General features: G+C 61.3%; 13 protein-coding genes and 1 pseudogene. 7 read left to right on the top strand and 7 right to left on the bottom strand.

Annotated elements, in window-relative coordinates; genetic code table 11:
* Positions 1–24 precede the first annotated feature (24 nt).
* The gene (gene trhP / locus AC3WK5_RS14340; RefSeq protein WP_103316108.1) at positions 25–1350 is read left to right on the top strand and encodes a prephenate-dependent tRNA uridine(34) hydroxylase TrhP; all 1326 of its coding nucleotides are present in this window, start codon (positions 25–27) and stop codon (positions 1348–1350) included.
* A gap of 110 nt (positions 1351–1460) precedes the next feature.
* Here trhP and ctpM read toward each other — a convergent pair whose 3' ends face one another.
* From ctpM to AC3WK5_RS14325, 3 genes are all read right to left on the bottom strand, one after another.
* A complete protein-coding gene (gene ctpM / locus AC3WK5_RS14335) occupies positions 1461–3143 on the bottom strand; it encodes a methyl-accepting chemotaxis protein CtpM (RefSeq protein ID WP_054596476.1) in 1683 nt (560 codons plus the stop codon).
* A 143-nt stretch (positions 3144–3286) separates the two neighbouring features.
* A complete protein-coding gene (locus AC3WK5_RS14330; RefSeq protein WP_177474773.1) occupies positions 3287–4603 on the bottom strand; it encodes a Na+/H+ antiporter family protein in 1317 nt (438 codons plus the stop codon).
* 10 nt (positions 4604–4613) lie between these two features.
* On the bottom strand, positions 4614–4997 hold the full coding sequence (locus AC3WK5_RS14325) for a hypothetical protein (RefSeq protein ID WP_146039809.1): 384 nt from the start codon (positions 4995–4997) through the stop codon (positions 4614–4616).
* On the opposite strand from AC3WK5_RS14325, the pseudogene AC3WK5_RS14320 reads away from it, so the two are divergent.
* Positions 4996–6285: pseudogene (locus AC3WK5_RS14320) on the top strand (cache domain-containing protein); the annotation flags it as partial. The gene AC3WK5_RS14325 and the pseudogene AC3WK5_RS14320 sit on opposite strands and share 2 nt — an antisense overlap.
* A 102-nt stretch (positions 6286–6387) precedes the next feature.
* Entirely contained in the window at positions 6388–7143 is a 756-nt protein-coding gene (locus AC3WK5_RS14315) for a methyl-accepting chemotaxis protein (protein ID WP_371917731.1), read from the top strand.
* 148 nt (positions 7144–7291) lie between these two features.
* On the opposite strand, the gene AC3WK5_RS14310 is transcribed toward AC3WK5_RS14315, so the two are convergent.
* Genes AC3WK5_RS14310 through AC3WK5_RS14300 form a run of 3 tightly spaced genes read right to left on the bottom strand, consistent with a single transcriptional unit; the run spans position 7292 to position 9584 of the window.
* Positions 7292–8605: a sensor histidine kinase gene (locus AC3WK5_RS14310; protein WP_103316105.1), complete on the bottom strand. Its 1314-nt coding sequence runs from the start codon at positions 8603–8605 to the stop codon at positions 7292–7294.
* On the bottom strand, positions 8602–9270 hold the full coding sequence (locus AC3WK5_RS14305; protein WP_103316104.1) for a response regulator transcription factor: 669 nt from the start codon (positions 9268–9270) through the stop codon (positions 8602–8604). The genes AC3WK5_RS14310 and AC3WK5_RS14305 overlap by 4 nt, the downstream gene beginning before the upstream one ends.
* Positions 9270–9584, bottom strand: coding sequence for a PepSY domain-containing protein (locus AC3WK5_RS14300; RefSeq protein ID WP_103316103.1), 315 nt, complete (start codon positions 9582–9584; stop codon positions 9270–9272). Before AC3WK5_RS14300 ends, AC3WK5_RS14305 begins: the two co-directional genes overlap by 1 nt.
* A gap of 153 nt (positions 9585–9737) precedes the next feature.
* On the opposite strand from AC3WK5_RS14300, the gene AC3WK5_RS14295 reads away from it, so the two are divergent.
* The 3 genes from AC3WK5_RS14295 to codA all read left to right on the top strand — a co-directional run bounded on the left by AC3WK5_RS14295 (position 9738) and on the right by codA (position 12610).
* Positions 9738–10817: a patatin-like phospholipase family protein gene (locus AC3WK5_RS14295; protein WP_103316102.1), complete on the top strand. Its 1080-nt coding sequence runs from the start codon at positions 9738–9740 to the stop codon at positions 10815–10817.
* Between the two features lie 94 nt (positions 10818–10911).
* Entirely contained in the window at positions 10912–11268 is a 357-nt protein-coding gene (gene queD, locus AC3WK5_RS14290; RefSeq protein WP_019692825.1) for a 6-carboxytetrahydropterin synthase QueD, read from the top strand.
* Between the two features lie 97 nt (positions 11269–11365).
* Positions 11366–12610 (top strand): cytosine deaminase, encoded by a 1245-nt coding sequence (gene codA, locus AC3WK5_RS14285; RefSeq protein ID WP_103316101.1) that lies wholly within the window; start codon positions 11366–11368, stop codon positions 12608–12610.
* Positions 12611–12764: 154 nt separating this feature from the next.
* On the opposite strand, the gene AC3WK5_RS14280 is transcribed toward codA, so the two are convergent.
* Positions 12765–13757 (bottom strand): diaminopimelate epimerase, encoded by a 993-nt coding sequence (locus AC3WK5_RS14280; RefSeq protein ID WP_103316100.1) that lies wholly within the window; start codon positions 13755–13757, stop codon positions 12765–12767.
* Between the two features lie 151 nt (positions 13758–13908).
* Here AC3WK5_RS14280 and AC3WK5_RS14275 point away from each other — a divergent pair, with 151 nt between their 5' ends.
* Positions 13909–15060 (top strand): MFS transporter, encoded by a 1152-nt coding sequence (locus AC3WK5_RS14275; protein ID WP_103316099.1) that lies wholly within the window; start codon positions 13909–13911, stop codon positions 15058–15060.
* Positions 15061–15107: the final 47 nt, after the last annotated feature.

The raw sequence follows: 15107 nt of genomic DNA, 5'->3' as shown, positions 1-15107 counted from the left end.
CGAGCTTTTGTGATCGAGCCCCTCATGCCCCTCGCCACGCCTGAACTGCTTGCCCCTGCCGGCACCCTGAAAAACATGCGTTACGCCTTCGCCTACGGCGCCGATGCGGTCTACGCCGGCCAGCCGCGTTACAGCTTGCGTGTGCGCAATAACGAGTTCGATCACGCCAACCTGGCCCTCGGTATCCGCGAGGCCCAGGCCCAGGGCAAGCGTTTTTATGTGGTGGTGAACATCGCCCCGCACAATGCCAAGCTGAAAACCTTCCTCAAGGATCTTGAGCCGGTCATCGTCATGGCTCCGGACGCGTTGATCATGTCCGACCCGGGGTTGATCATGCTGGTGCGCCGGCATTTCCCGCAGATGCCGATTCACCTCTCGGTGCAAGCCAACACGGTGAACTGGGCCAGCGTCGAGTTCTGGCAGCAGCAGGGCTTGAGCCGGATCATCCTGTCGCGGGAGCTGTCGCTGGAAGAAATCGCCGAGATTCGCCAGCAAGTCCCCGCCATGGAGCTGGAAGTGTTCGTTCACGGCGCGCTATGCATGGCCTATTCCGGGCGCTGCCTGCTGTCGGGTTACATGAACAAGCGTGATGCCAATCAGGGCACCTGCACCAACGCCTGTCGCTGGAAATACTCCGCACAGCCGGCCACGGAAAACACCGTGGGCGAGATCGTTCAGGCATTCATCCCTGAGCCAACGCTGGGCATCGGCACGCCCACCGACCAGGTGTTTTTGCTCCAGGAAGCCAACCGCCCCGATGAACTGATGCCGGCCTTCGAGGACGAGCACGGCACCTACATCATGAACGCCAAGGACCTGCGCGCGGTGCAACATGTCGCTCGCTTGACGCAGATGGGCGTCCACTCGTTGAAGATCGAGGGCCGGACCAAATCGCACTTCTACTGCGCCCGGACCACTCAGGTCTATCGCCGCGCCATCGACGATGCCGTGGCCGGCCGCGAGTTCGACCGCAGCCTGATGACCGACCTTGAATCCCTGGCCCAGCGTGGCTACACCGAAGGTTTCCTGCGCCGCCATGTGCATGACGAATACCAGAACTACCAGAACGGCAGCTCGGTGTCGGAGCGTCAGCAGTTCGTCGGTGAGCTGACCGGTGAGCGTCGTGATCGGCTGGCCGAGGTCAAGGTGAAGAACCGCTTTGGTTTGGGCGATCACATGGAATTGATGACGCCCAAAGGCAATTTCCACTTCGACTTGCATCAGTTGCAAAGCGTCAAAGGCGAGGCGATTGAAGTGGCACCGGGGGACGGGCACACCGTGTATCTGCCGATTCCGGATGCGGTGGATTTGCGGTTTGGGTTGTTGATGCGCGATGTGCGTGGGGATTAACCCGCAATTGAGGGTGCCTGAGCGGGCTTCATCGCGGGCAAGCCTTGCTCCTACAGGTATCACACAACCGTAGGAGCAAAGCTTGCTCGCGATAGCGGTCTGTCAGGCGCTTAGATCCTGAACTGCCCGACCAATTTGCCCAACCGCTGGCCCAAATCCGCCAGGCTGCGGGAGGTTTGTGCGCCGAGCTGGGTTTCGTCGGCGACGCTGTCCACGGCGACGGCGATCTGATGCACGCTGCGGTTGATCTCTTCGGCCACCGCGGTTTGCTCTTCGGCGGCGCTGGCGATCTGCGCGTTCATCGAATTGATGGTGCCGATCAACTGGGCCATGGTGTCCAGCGAAGCGCCCGCCTGATTGGCCTGCGCCGAGGTGCCGTCACCGGCTTCGCTGGAGCGGCGCATGGCATCGACCGCCGACTGGGTGCCGGCCTGCAAGCGGTCGATCATGCCCTGAATTTCCTGAGTGCTTTGCTGCGTGCGACTGGCCAGCGCGCGCACCTCATCGGCGACCACCGCAAAACCACGCCCGGCCTCCCCGGCGCGAGCGGCTTCGATGGCAGCGTTCAGCGCCAGCAGGTTGGTCTGGTCGGCAATCGAACGGATCACCCCCAGCACGCTGACAATCGACGACACGTCCTGCTGCAAACTGTCGAGAGAAACCCCGCTGCTGCGAATATCTTTCACCAGCGCATGGATCTGCGAAATGCTCCCGGCCACCACGCGCTTCGCCGCCTGACCTTCTTCGTCGGTTTGCTGGGCCGCCACCGCAGCGCCCTGGGCGCTTTTCGCCACCTCCTGCGCTGCCGCCGACATTTCGTTGATCGCCGTGGCCACCTGATCCGTCTCGTGACGTTGGCGCTCCATGGCCTGATCCGAACGCTGGGCCTGATCGGAGACCTGATTGACCAGCCCGGTCAGCTGCGAGGTCATCTCGGTAATCTGCCGCACCAAGCTGTGAATCTTGTCGACAAAACGGTTGAACGAACCGGCCAGCTCGCCCAGTTCATCTTGAGAGGTAATCGCCAGTCGGCGCGTCAAATCACCCTCGCCTGCCGCGATGTCGTCCAGATTGGCCTTCATCAGGTGCAACGGACGCAAAATGGTATTGGCCACAAACAGACCGACCGCCGCGATCACCAGCAGCACCACCGCTGCGACGCCGACGATGCTCAGCAGCACGCCTTCCATGCGCTCGCGAACCTCGGTCTGGACCACGGCGACCTGGGCTTCGACACCATCGAGATTCACCGAGGTACCGATAGCCATGTCCCACTTGGACAGGTATTCGGTGTAACCCAGCTTGGGCACCAGGACTTTGCTGTCGCCAGGCAACGGCGAGCTGTATTGCAGGTAGTGCGTACCGTCCTTGGCGACTTTCACCAGGTCGCGGTTGACATACACGCCATTAGGATCGCGATTGTCCTTGAAACTCTGGCCAACGCCTTCCGGGCTGTTGGCCTTGAACAGGCGCACGGTATTGGAGTCGTAGCCGAAGAAGTAACCGTCCTTGCCGTAGCTGATGCTTGAGAGCAATTTGACCACTTGCGCGCGAGCCGCCTCATCGCCAGGCGCTGCGGCGTCATACAGCGGCTTGATCGCCGTCATCGCCACCGCAACGTAACTTTGCAGGGTGGCCTTGGCATCGTTCATCAAACGCTGACGGGTTTCTTCAACTTCTTTGCGGGCCTGCTCTTGCAAGATGAAGGCAGTGGTCAGACTGATCACCAGCGCAAAGAGCAACACCGGAAGGACGGAGAGGGACAAGACTTTGGCTTTAAGGCTCAGGCGCATGTGTTGTTCACTCTGGATATTATTGGCGTGGTTAAAGCATTAACGGCACGTCAACGCAAAACTGTAGGAGCAAAGCTTGCTTGCGATGGCGTCCGTGAGATCGCTATCGCTAGCAAGGCTATGCTCCTACAGGGGCGGAGGGATCAGAGGATCATCGCCGCCACCCAGCCAAACGCCAGCAGCGGCAGGTTGTAGTGCAAAAACGTCGGGACCACGGTGTCCCAGATATGGTGATGCTGACCGTCGATATTCAGACCGGAGGTCGGGCCCAGGGTCGAATCGGACGCTGGCGAACCGGCATCGCCCAAGGCGCCGGCAGTCCCGACGATGCAGACGATCGCCAATGGGCTGAACCCCAATTGGACGCACAGCGGCACGAAGATCGCCGCGAGAATCGGCACCGTGGAAAACGATGAACCGATGCCCATGGTCACCAGCAGGCCGACCAGCAACATCAGTAATGCACCGACACCTTTGCTGTGACCGATCCACGACGCCGAGGCCTCGACCAGGGTTTTCACGTCACCGGTGGCCTTCATGACCTCGGCGAAACCCGAGGCGGCGATCATGATGAAACCGATCATCGCCATCATCTTCATGCCTTCGGTGAACAGGTCGTCAGTCTCGCGCCAGCGCACGACACCCGATACCGAGAAGATCAGAAACCCGGCCAGCGCACCGATAATCATCGAGTCCAGCAGCAACTGAATGATGAACGCAGCGGCAATCGCCAGCCCCGCGACCATCAGGGTCAACGGGTTGTATTGCACCGCGACCTGCTCGACCCGCTCGATTTTCTCCAGGTCATACACGCGCTTCTTACGGTAGCTGACGAACGCCATCAACAACCCGAACACCATGCCCAACGCAGGAATCCCCATGGCATGAGTGACGTTGACACCACTGATGTCCACCCCGCTTCTACTGACGTTGGCCAGCAGAATCTCATTCAGGAAGATGTTGCCAAAGCCCACCGGCAAGAACATGTACGGCGTGATCAGGCCGAAGGTCATGACGCAGGCAATCAGTCGGCGATCCATTTGCAGCTTGGTCAATACATAAAGCAGTGGCGGCACCAGCAGCGGAATGAAAGCGATGTGGATCGGCAGGACGTTCTGCGAAGCGATTGCCACCAGCCAGAGCAACGCGATCAGCAGCCATTTGACCTGCCCGCCACCCGCAGCGTCCTGTCGGTCGACCAACAGCAAGGCTTTGTCCGCCAGGGCATGAGCCAGGCCGGACTTGGCAATCGCCACCGCAAAAGCGCCGAGCAACGCGTAGGACAAGGCCACGGTCGCACCGCCGCCCAGGCCACTGTTGAAGGCCTTGAGCGTGGCATCGATGCCCAGGCCGCCGGTCAAACCGCCCACCAGCGCGCCGACGATCAGCGCGATCACCACATGCACGCGGGACAGGCTAAGTACCAGCATGACGCCGACCGCGGCAATTACTGCATTAATCATCGTTACCTCAAAACAGGGCGACGGGTAAATCCGGCGCAAACAGGATGAGTCCGTCCAGCCAGCTGCATGAGCCGACGGCGGATTGAAGAGAGGGTTTTATTAGAGGGCACGCACTGTGCAACAGCAGGCCTGGCTTGTCAAAACCAACACCGACTCCTGTAGCAGCTGGCGCAGCCGGCGTTCGGCTGCGCAGCAGTCGTAAACCCTGCCTGCACGTTTTTCCTGAAACACTGCATTGCATGAATTCACGACGGCTTCGCCACCGAACGCCGGCTGCGCCAGCTGCTACGGATTTATGTCGTTTTTTATTGGCTTCCATGGATAAAGAAAGTCGAATCGACGCCGTTACAGTGCAAAGTCTCAAATAAATATCGAATAAGGACATCTCCATGCAGCTCCGACAACTTTCCATTCAATGGAAAATCACCCTGCTCGCCGGGCTGTGCCTGGCCGGCATTGTCACCTTGCTGGTCGGTCTTTCGCTGTATCGCATGGAGCACAGTTCGCAGCTGGTCAAAGCCTCGAGCATGGAGATGCTCACCGAAGCGGCTCAAGCACGCATCGAGGCGCAGGGTGAAGTTCAGGCGTTGGGGATTCGCCAGCAGTTCATGGACGCCTATCAATATGGCCACGGTTTCGCGCGCCAGGTGCTGTTTTTACGTGAGCAGGCCGAGAAGCGCTTTCTCGACGCCTTCGACCTGCGTGAAGACCTGACCCGTCAAGTCAAGTCGGCGCTGCAAGCCAACCCGCAATTGCTCGGCCTGTCGCTGGTGTTTGAAGCCAACGCACTGGACGGCAAGGACGAACTGTTCAGCGGCCAGAAAGAAATCGGCAGCAACGACAAGGGCCGCTTCGCCCTGTACTGGTCGCAACCGACCGCCGGCAAGCTGAACTCGATGGCGCTGCCGGAAAGCGACATGGCCGACACCAGCACCGGCCCCAGCGGCGAGCCCGCCAATGCCTGGTTCACCTGCCCGCGCACCACCCTCAAGCCGTGCGTGATCGAACCCTATTTCTATGAGATCGACGGCCAGAACGTGCTGATGACCAGCATCGTCTTCCCGCTGCTGGTCGACGGTAAGGTCATTGCATCGCTGTCGGTCGATATCAACCTCAACAGCCTGCAAGCGGTCAGCCAGCAAGCCAGTAAAAAGCTCTATGACGGCCAGACCAGCGTCAGCATCCTCAGCCCGGTGGGCCTGCTCGCCGGTTACAGCCCGGACGCCAGCAAACTCAGCCAGCGTCTGGACAGCGTGGACAAGGACAACGGTGCCGAGCTGATCCGCAGGCTCGCCGCCAGCACTCAGACCCAGAGCCTGCATAACAATCAGTTGCTCAAAGTACTGTCGCCGTTCCAGCCGATTCCTGGTGGTAAATCGTGGGGCGTGTTGCTCGACGTGCCGGAGAAAGTCCTGGTCGGCCCTGCCGAAACCCTGAAGCAGCAACTCGACGAACGCAACACCGCCGGCACCCTGATCGAGCTGAGCCTCGGCGTTCTGGCAGCCGTCATCGGTCTGTTGCTGGTGTGGCTGATGGCACGCAGTGTGACCCGGCCGATTCTTGGCGTGGCGCGCATGCTGGAAGACATCGCCAGCGGCGAAGGCGACCTGACCCGCCGTCTGGCCTATGACAAGCAAGACGAACTCGGGCAACTGGCCGGCTGGTTCAACCGTTTCCTCGACAAGCTGCAACCGATCATCGCGCAAGTGAAACGCTCGGTGCAGGACGCGCGCAGCACGGCGGATCAATCGTCAGCCATCGCCACCCAGACCAGCGCCGGCATGGAACAGCAATACCGTCAGGTCGATCAGGTGGCCACCGCGTCCCACGAAATGAGCGCCACCGCCCAGGACGTCGCCCGCAGCGCCGCCCAAGCAGCTCAAGCGGCACGCGATGCCGATCAGGCGACTCGTCAGGGCCTGACCGTGATCGACCGCACCACCGCCAGCATCGACAGTCTGGCGGCAGACATGAGCACGGCAATGACCCAGGTCGAAGGCCTGGCCGCCAACAGCGAGAAGATCGGTTCGGTGCTGGAAGTGATTCGCGCCATCGCCGAACAGACTAACTTGCTGGCGCTGAACGCTGCCATCGAAGCGGCCCGCGCCGGTGATGCCGGGCGTGGTTTTGCGGTGGTCGCCGATGAAGTGCGCAACCTGGCACGGCGTACGCAAGAGTCGGTGGAAGAAACCCGTCAGGTGATCGAGCAACTGCAGAGTGGTACGCAAGACGTGGTCGGTTCGATGAACAACAGCCATCGCCAGGCCCAGGGCAGCGTCGAGCACGTCAGCCAGGCGGTCACCGCCCTGCGGCAGATCGGCGATGCGGTGACGGTGATTACCGACATGAACCTGCAAATCGCCAGCGCTGCCGAAGAGCAGAGCGCGGTGGCCGAGGAGATCAACAGCAACGTAGCGACCATTCGTGACGTGACGGAATCGCTGTCGGGGCAAGCCAATGAATCGGCGCGGGTCAGCCAGTCACTCAATAGCCTGGCGAATCAGCAGCAGGGTTTGATGGATCAGTTCAGGGTTTGATCCACAATCTTGTGGCGAGGGAGCTTGCTCCCGCTGGGCTGCGAAGCGGCCCCAAAACCAGTCACTGCGGTGCTTCAGCTAAACCGCATTGACCGGATTTACGACTGTTGCACAGTCGAGCGGGAGCAAGCTCCCTCGCCACAAGGTTTCAGCGCCTGGGCAACTCGACCACAACCTTCAACCCACCCCACTCGCTTTCCTGCAAGACCAACTCCCCACCCCACGCCTCGACGATATCGCGCGCGATCCCCAGTCCCAGGCCATGCCCGTCAGTCTGCTCATCCAGCCGCGTGCCACGACTGAACACCTGATCGCGCTGCGCTTCGGGAATACCCGGCCCATCGTCTTCTACTGCCAGCACAAACCCTTCAGCCGTCTCGACGATGCTCAAGCGCACCTCGGCATCCGCCCACTTGCAGGCGTTATCCAGAAGATTGCCGAGCAGTTCCAGCAGATCCTCACGATCCCAAGGCAAGTGCAAACCGGACGGTGCCGTGTAGTCGAGGTTCAAGTGGTCGCCGTGGATCATGTTCAGGGTCGCCAGCAATCCCGGCAGCTCGGCAGCGCAATCGAACTGCGCACCCGGCAAGGCATCGCCGGCCAGGCGCGCGCGGTTCAATTCACGATTGAGTCGCTGCTGAACCTGTGCAAGTTGCTCGCGAAGGATCTTGCGCAGTTCGGGATGGGCGTCGAGTTTTTCGCCCGACGCCAGGCTCAACAGCACCGCCAGTGGCGTCTTCAGCGCATGACCAAGGTTGCCCAGGGCATTGCGCGAGCGCTTGAGACTGTCTTCGGTGTGCGCGAGCAAATGGTTGATCTGCGCCACCAAAGGCACCAATTCCAGCGGCACTTGATCGTCCAGTTGCGAGCGTTGCCCTTGTTGCAGCTGAGCGATCTGCTCGCGGGCGTTTTCCAGCGGTCGCAAGGCGCGCCGCACGGTGACCCGCTGTAACACCAGAATCAGCAGCAACCCTGTAAGGCCCAACCCGAGCCCAACCTGGCGCATACGCTGGAAGCTCTCGCGCACCGGGGTGTAGTCCTGCGCCACGCTGATGGAGATTGACTGCCCCAACCGCCGATAGTCCGTGCGCAGGACCAGCAATTGCTGGCCTTCCGGGCCCAGTTGCAGGTTGCTGTGTAGCCCGGGATGATCGAGCAGCGGTAATTCCTGATCCCACAGCGAACGTGAGCGCCAGTGGTTGTCGGCGAAGTCGATATGAAAATAATGCCCGGAGAACGGTCGCTGGTAAGCCGGCGACAGGCGTCGTTCGTCCAGCTGCAAACCCTGCGGTCCTCGTACCAACGCCATCAGCAGACTTTCACTGTCATTGCGCAACCCGGCTTCCAGATAACGCTGCAAGCCCACTTCGAACAGCCACAAACTGGTTTGCGCCAGCACCAGACCAACCACCACCATGACGCTGATCAGTCCCAGGCTCAAACGCCGTTGAATCGACCTCACCGGGCTTGCCCACCGAACAGGTAACCCTGACCGCGCCGAGTGTCAATCACGCTGCGGCCGAGTTTGCGGCGCAGGTGATTGACGTGAACTTCCAGCACGTTCGAGTCGCGTTCGGTTTCACCGTCGTAAAGGTGTTCGGCCAGGTGGCTTTTGGAAAGGATCTGCTCCGGGTGCAACATGAAATAGCGCAACAGGCGGAACTCGGCAGCGGTCAGCTGAATGTCGGCGCCGTCGCGAATCACGCATTGACGGCCCTCGTCCAACTGCAACCCGGCGGCCTTGAGCGTCGGCTGATTGGCCTGGCCGTGGGAGCGGCGCAGCAGCGCTTGAATCCGCAGGTGCAGTTCTTCCGGGTGAAACGGTTTGCTCAGGTAGTCGTCGGCGCCAGCCTTGAGCCCTTCGATGCGTTCGGCCCAGGAGTCGCGCGCGGTCAGCACCAGCACTGGCGCGGCCAGGCCCGCGGCCCGCCATTGGCCGAGCACCTCAAGCCCCGGCAACCCTGGCAGGCCCAGATCGAGAATGATCAGGTCGTAAGGTTCAGAGCGGCCCTGATACAGCGCATCGCGGCCATCGGCCAACCAGTCGACGGCGTAACCCTGGCGATCGAGCCCGGCCATCAATTCGTCGGCCAGCGGTACGTGGTCTTCCACCAGCAGCAGGCGCATCAGTCATCGTCCTTGTCTTTGATCAAGCGCCCAGTGGCGGCTTCGAGGTCCAGCTCGCGCACCACGCCGTCGGCGGTCAGCAACTCGACTTCGTAAATGTAGACCTCATGCTTTTCTTCAAGCCCGGCTTCGAGCAATTTAGCGCCGGGGTGGCGGTCCATGGCCTGCTGCAATAGCTGTTCAAGCGGTAGAATCACGCCTTTCTGACGCAGGCGCAGCGCTTCGTCCTGATCCAGGTCACGGGCCACCACCGCCGAGCAAAATGCCAGGAGCGTCAGTGTCGCCAGGCCATAGGCGCGCAGATTAACCTTCATTACATATCCTGAGCATGGAGTGCCTGCGTATTCTTCATAAATTACCCGGGGCGTCACCCTAGCGGCATCAACTTAACTGAAACTGAATTGCCATCATTGATGCATTTACACTTCATTCCTGTGTAAACACATCCGGAAAAAATCGAGACTGGTATGAGCGCCATCCACATCAAATTCCCTGCCCTGACCCTCAAGGCCGGCCCACGAGCCTTTACGCGGATTCGCGAAAACGGCTTGAGCGCCCTGGAGGTCGGCACGCTGCCGGGTGCTGCCGGTGGCCCGAAGGCCCTGGGGATTCAAGGTCTGGACCTGGCACTGTTCGGGCAGTGGCTGCCGGCCGCACCGCGTGAGCGCTCGTTGATCGGCGCCTCGGTGGGCTCCTGGCGCTTCGCCAGCGCCTGTTTGCCGGACGCTACCGAAGGCATCAGGCGTCTCGGTGAGCTGTACAACGCGCAGAGTTTTGCCAAGGGCGTGAGCATGGCGCAGATCAGCCAGAGCTCGCGGCGCATGTTGCATGACTTGCTCGACGGGCACGATGCGCGGCTGCTGGACAACCCGCTCTATCGGCTGAATATCATGGTTGTGAAAAGCCACGGCCTGCTCGCCGACGACCATCGCGGGCGGCTCGGGCTGGGCTTGTCATCGGTGATCGCCGACAACCTGCGCGGGCGCTCACGGCTGTCGCGACACTTCGAACGGCTGATCGTGCATGACCCACGCCTGGCGCCGCCGCTCAACACGCTGAATGACTTCCCGTCGCGTTTCGTCCCGCTGAACGCCGGCAACTTGCGTCAGGCCTTGCTCGCGTCGGGCTCGATCCCGATGGTCATGGAAGGCGTACGTGACTTGCCCGGTGCGGGCGCGGGGACTTATCGCGATGGCGGCTTGCTGGATTACCACCTCGACTTGCCATACAGCGGCGACGACATCGTGCTCTACCCGCACTTTACCGATCGGGTGATTCCCGGCTGGTTCGACAAAACCCTGCCATGGCGACGCGGCAATTCCGGGCGCTTGCAGGATGTGCTGCTGGTGGCGCCGTCGAAGGCCTACCTGTCGCGCCTGCCCTACGGCAAATTACCCGACCGGAACGACTTCAAGCGCTTCATGGGTGACCCGGCCAGCCGCCAGAAATACTGGAAAACCGCCATGGACGAGAGCCAGCGGCTCGGCGACGAGTTCCTCGAACTGGCTGCCAGCGGGCGTTTGGGCGAGCAGCTGTTGACCCTTTAGTCAGTGTTTTCCCGCAACCCCGAACCCAAGCTGTTAAACTCGCGATCTGCCCCATCGCCGCGGGCGATAGCCACCTGACAGAGCTCAAACCACTGTGGAAATCTTCAAAGAGTTTACCTTCGAATCCGCCCACCGCCTGCCTCACGTCCCGGAAGGTCACAAGTGCGGCCGCCTGCACGGTCACTCGTTCAAAGTGGCGATTCACCTGAGCGGCGACCTCGATCCGCACACTGGCTGGATCCGCGATTTCTCGGAAATCAAGGCGATCTTCAAGCCGCTCTACGAGCGCCTGGACCACAACTACCTGAACGATATTCCCGGCCTGGAAAACCCGACCAGCGAAGTCCTGGCCAAGTGGATCTGGAATGAGTTGAAGCCATTGCTGCCGGAACTCAGCGCGATTCGCATCCACGAAACCTGCACCAGCGGTTGCATCTACCACGGCGAATAAGCCCGGGGATCAAAAAAACCACCGAGACCGGTGGTTTTTTTATGCCTATGATTCAGGCTTTCACTGACGCTATCGATAGAGAAAAGGACCCGTCCCCATGCACATCATCAACGCCCGCCTGCGCAACCATGAAGGCCTGCATGAACTGCACCTGGAAAACGGCCTGATCGCCAACATCGCCCGTCAGACCGAAGCCCCGACCCTCGGCCCCGAAGACCTCGATGCGGGTGGCAATCTGGTGGTGCCGCCCTTCGTCGAGCCGCACATCCACCTCGATGCGACGCTGACCGCCGGCGAACCGCGCTGGAACATGAGTGGCACGTTGTTCGAAGGCATTGAATGCTGGGGCGAGCGCAAGGCGACCATCACCGCTGAAGACACCAAGACCCGCGCCAAAAAGACCATCAGCGCCCTCGCCGCCCACGGCATCCAGCATGTGCGCACCCACGTCGACGTTACTGACCCGCAGTTGACCGCGCTCAAGGCGATGCTTGAAGTGCGTGAAGAGAGCCGACACCTGATCGACCTGCAAATCGTCGCCTTCCCTCAGGAAGGCATTGAGTCCTATCGCAATGGCCGCGATTTGATGGAGGAAGCCATTCTCCTCGGTGCCGACGTGATCGGTGGCATTCCGCATTTCGAGTACACCCGCGATCAAGGTGTCAGCTCGGTGAAATTCCTGATGGACCTGGCCGAGCGCACCGGCTGCCTGGTGGATGTGCATTGCGACGAAACCGACGACCCGCATTCGCGCTTTCTTGAAGTGCTGGCCGAAGAAGCCCGCAGCCGTGACATGGGTTCACGGGTGACCGCCAGCCATACCACGGCCATGGGCTCCTACGACAACGCTTACTGCGCCAAGCTCTTTCGCCTGCTCGGGCACTCGGGGATCAGTTTTGTTTCCTGTCCGACCGAAAGCATTCACCTGCAAGGGCGCTTCGACACGTTCCCGAAACGCCGTGGCGTCACCCGGGTCAACGAGTTGCTGGAAGCCGGGATGAACGTGTGTTTCGGTCAGGATTCGATCGTCGACCCGTGGTATCCGCTGGGCAACGGCAACATCCTGCGGGTGCTCGAAGCCGGCCTGCACATTTGCCACATGCTCGGTTACCGCAACCTGCAAACCGCGCTGGACCTGGTGACCGACAATAGCGCCAAGGCCATGGCCCTCGGTGATCGTTACGGGCTGGAGCCCGGGCGTCCGGCGAACTTGCTGATTCTGTCGGCGGACAGCGATTACGAAGTGATTCGCAGCCAGGGCTTGCCGCTGTACTCGATTCGTGGCGGGAAAGTGTTGATGAAGCGGCAGATGCCTGTGGTGGAATGGGCGGATAAATTCTGAAGAGTCGCTGACCGAACGGGCCTCTTCGCGAGCAAGCGAACGTCGCCCGGCCCTTCCCACATTAGATCGCAGTCGTACACATTTGCTGCGTCAACTGAAGATCCAGTGTGGGAGCGGGCTTGCTCGCGAAGGCGATCTGACCGGCACAGCAGAATCAGGACATCAACCGCGCCGTCCCGAACAAACTGACCCGACTGAGTTCGCCACCCTGCTCTTCGAGCAACACCGGCGCCGTACCGCCGGGCATAACCACCGCCACAGTTCCCGCCGTCACCCAACCGACACTCCACGCCGCGCAAGCCACCGCGCTGGCGCTGGTGCCGGACGACGCGGTCGGGCCTTCCCCACGCTCGAAGACCCGAGCAGCAATTCGACGCTCGGATTCCAGCCTCGCCCATTGCAGATTGACGCCTGCCACACAAGGCTCGCCAGTCCCGCACGGTGGCGCGAAAGCGATGCGCGTGAGGTCAGTCGACAACCCAGGCTCGCGCATCTGCTCATTGCTCGGCAACGCCTCGGCATCCTCCACCAGCGTCACACAATGGGGATTACCGATCCGCACGAACTGACTGTGAGCCCAAAGCGGATTCAGTTGCGCGAGCATCGCCACATGGCTCAACTCACGTTGATTCAGTGTCCGCGCCTCGAGCGCCTGAGCCCCCACCGCATTCGGCCCGAAGGCCGGTTTGCCGAGGTCCAGCCAGAAACCCTGCACGCCGTCGACCTGCGCAGGCTCGACCGAGGTTTCGACAGGCGACACGGCATCGCTTTTGTCATGGTGAACCTTGAGCAGGCAACGCCCGTGCGCCGGCATCAAGCCCTGTTCAGTCAGCGCCTGGGAAAAAATCGTCAAGCCATTGCCACTGCGCTCGGCCAACGTCCCGTCGGTGTTAACGATCAACAAATCAAACGGTGGCGCAGCCTGAAACGGGCCGACCAGCAGGCCGTCCGAACGGTGCTCCTTGGCACCCGCCGGTTGAGTGCCCGGAGCCCAACTGCAAAACGCTTCCACCGCAGACTGCGCCCAGTCGGCACGGCTTTGCGCCGACTGGCTGGCATCCCCAAGAAGATTGATCCCGCGCTGGCGCAGATCGTGTGGGCTGACAACAGCGTAGATATTCCCGCGGGCATCGAAAAGCGAGGTCATGGACAGGTCCTGAGTGAGGTCTGGAACACGACGCTACTGTAAGCGTTGGCGACTCGAATCACACCCGCAGAACCTCAAGGTCGTCTGACGGTCACTGATGTGCAAGGATGTGACCCTGATCACAGCCTCCCCCGAAGTACCAAGGATTTTCATGACCGCCATCATCCCTCCCGTCTCCGTCCGCCCCGGGCGCCTCGAACAGATGTCGACGCGCATCGCCTTCTTTATCGCAGGCTTCGGCGTCGCCGCATGGGCGCCGCTGGTGCCTTACGCCAAAGCCCGGGCCGGGCTCGATGACGGCACGCTCGGATTGTTGTTGCTGTGTCTGGGAGTCGGTTCGATTCTGGCGATGCCGATGGCCGGTATGCTGGCCTCGCGCTTCGGCTGTCGACGGGTGCTCAGTGGCGGCACGCTGTTGATCTGCCTGGCACTGCCGCTGCTGGCGACGGTGTCGTCGATCCCGCTGCTGATCGCTGCGCTGTTCCTGTTCGGTGCCGGGTTGGGCACGGTGGATTCGACGGTAAACCTGCAAGCGGTGATCGTCGAGCGCGCCAGCGGCAAGACCATGATGTCGGGCTTTCACGGCTTGTTCAGCCTCGGCGGGATCGTCGGCGCGGCCGGTGTCAGCGCCCTGCTCGGCCTGGGCATTTCGCCGTTGGGCGCGACCTTGGTGGTGATCGTGTTTCTGCTGGTGTCGTTGCTCAAGGCTGCGCCCCATCTGTTGCCCTACGGCAGCGAAAGCTCGGGGCCGGCGTTCGCCATTCCCCATGGCGTGGTGCTGTTTATCGGCAGCCTGTGCTTTATCGTGTTCCTGGCCGAAGGCGCGGTGCTGGACTGGAGCGCGGTGTTCCTGACCTCAGAGCGTGAACTCGACACCGCGTATGCCGGACTGGGCTATGCCGCGTTTGCCTTGACCATGACGGTCGGACGGCTGACGGGCGATGCCATCGTGCATAAGCTGGGGGCCACGCGCGTGATCGTGTTTGGCGGTTTGACCGCGGCTGCCGGTTTGCTGCTGGCAACCTTGGCACCGGCCTGGGAAGCCGCGCTGATCGGTTACGCGCTGGTCGGGGTCGGGTGCTCGAACATCGTGCCGGTGCTGTACACCGCTGTCGGCAAACAGAACGTCATGCCGGAAAACATCGCCGTGCCCGCCATCACGACATTGGGGTATGCGGGAATCCTGGCCGGGCCTGCGGTGATCGGCTTTATCGCCCATGGCAGCAGCTTGAGTTTTGCCTTCGGATTGATCGCGGTGTTGCTGCTGGCGGTGGCAGTCGGTGGCAAGGCGTTGAAGGTTTGAATCAATAAAGCAAAAGATCGCAGCCTGCGATCTTTCACACCATCACC

It is taken from the genome of Pseudomonas sp. FW306-02-D09B (assembly GCF_058782685.1).
This window is presented reverse-complemented; position numbering and strand designations above follow the sequence as displayed.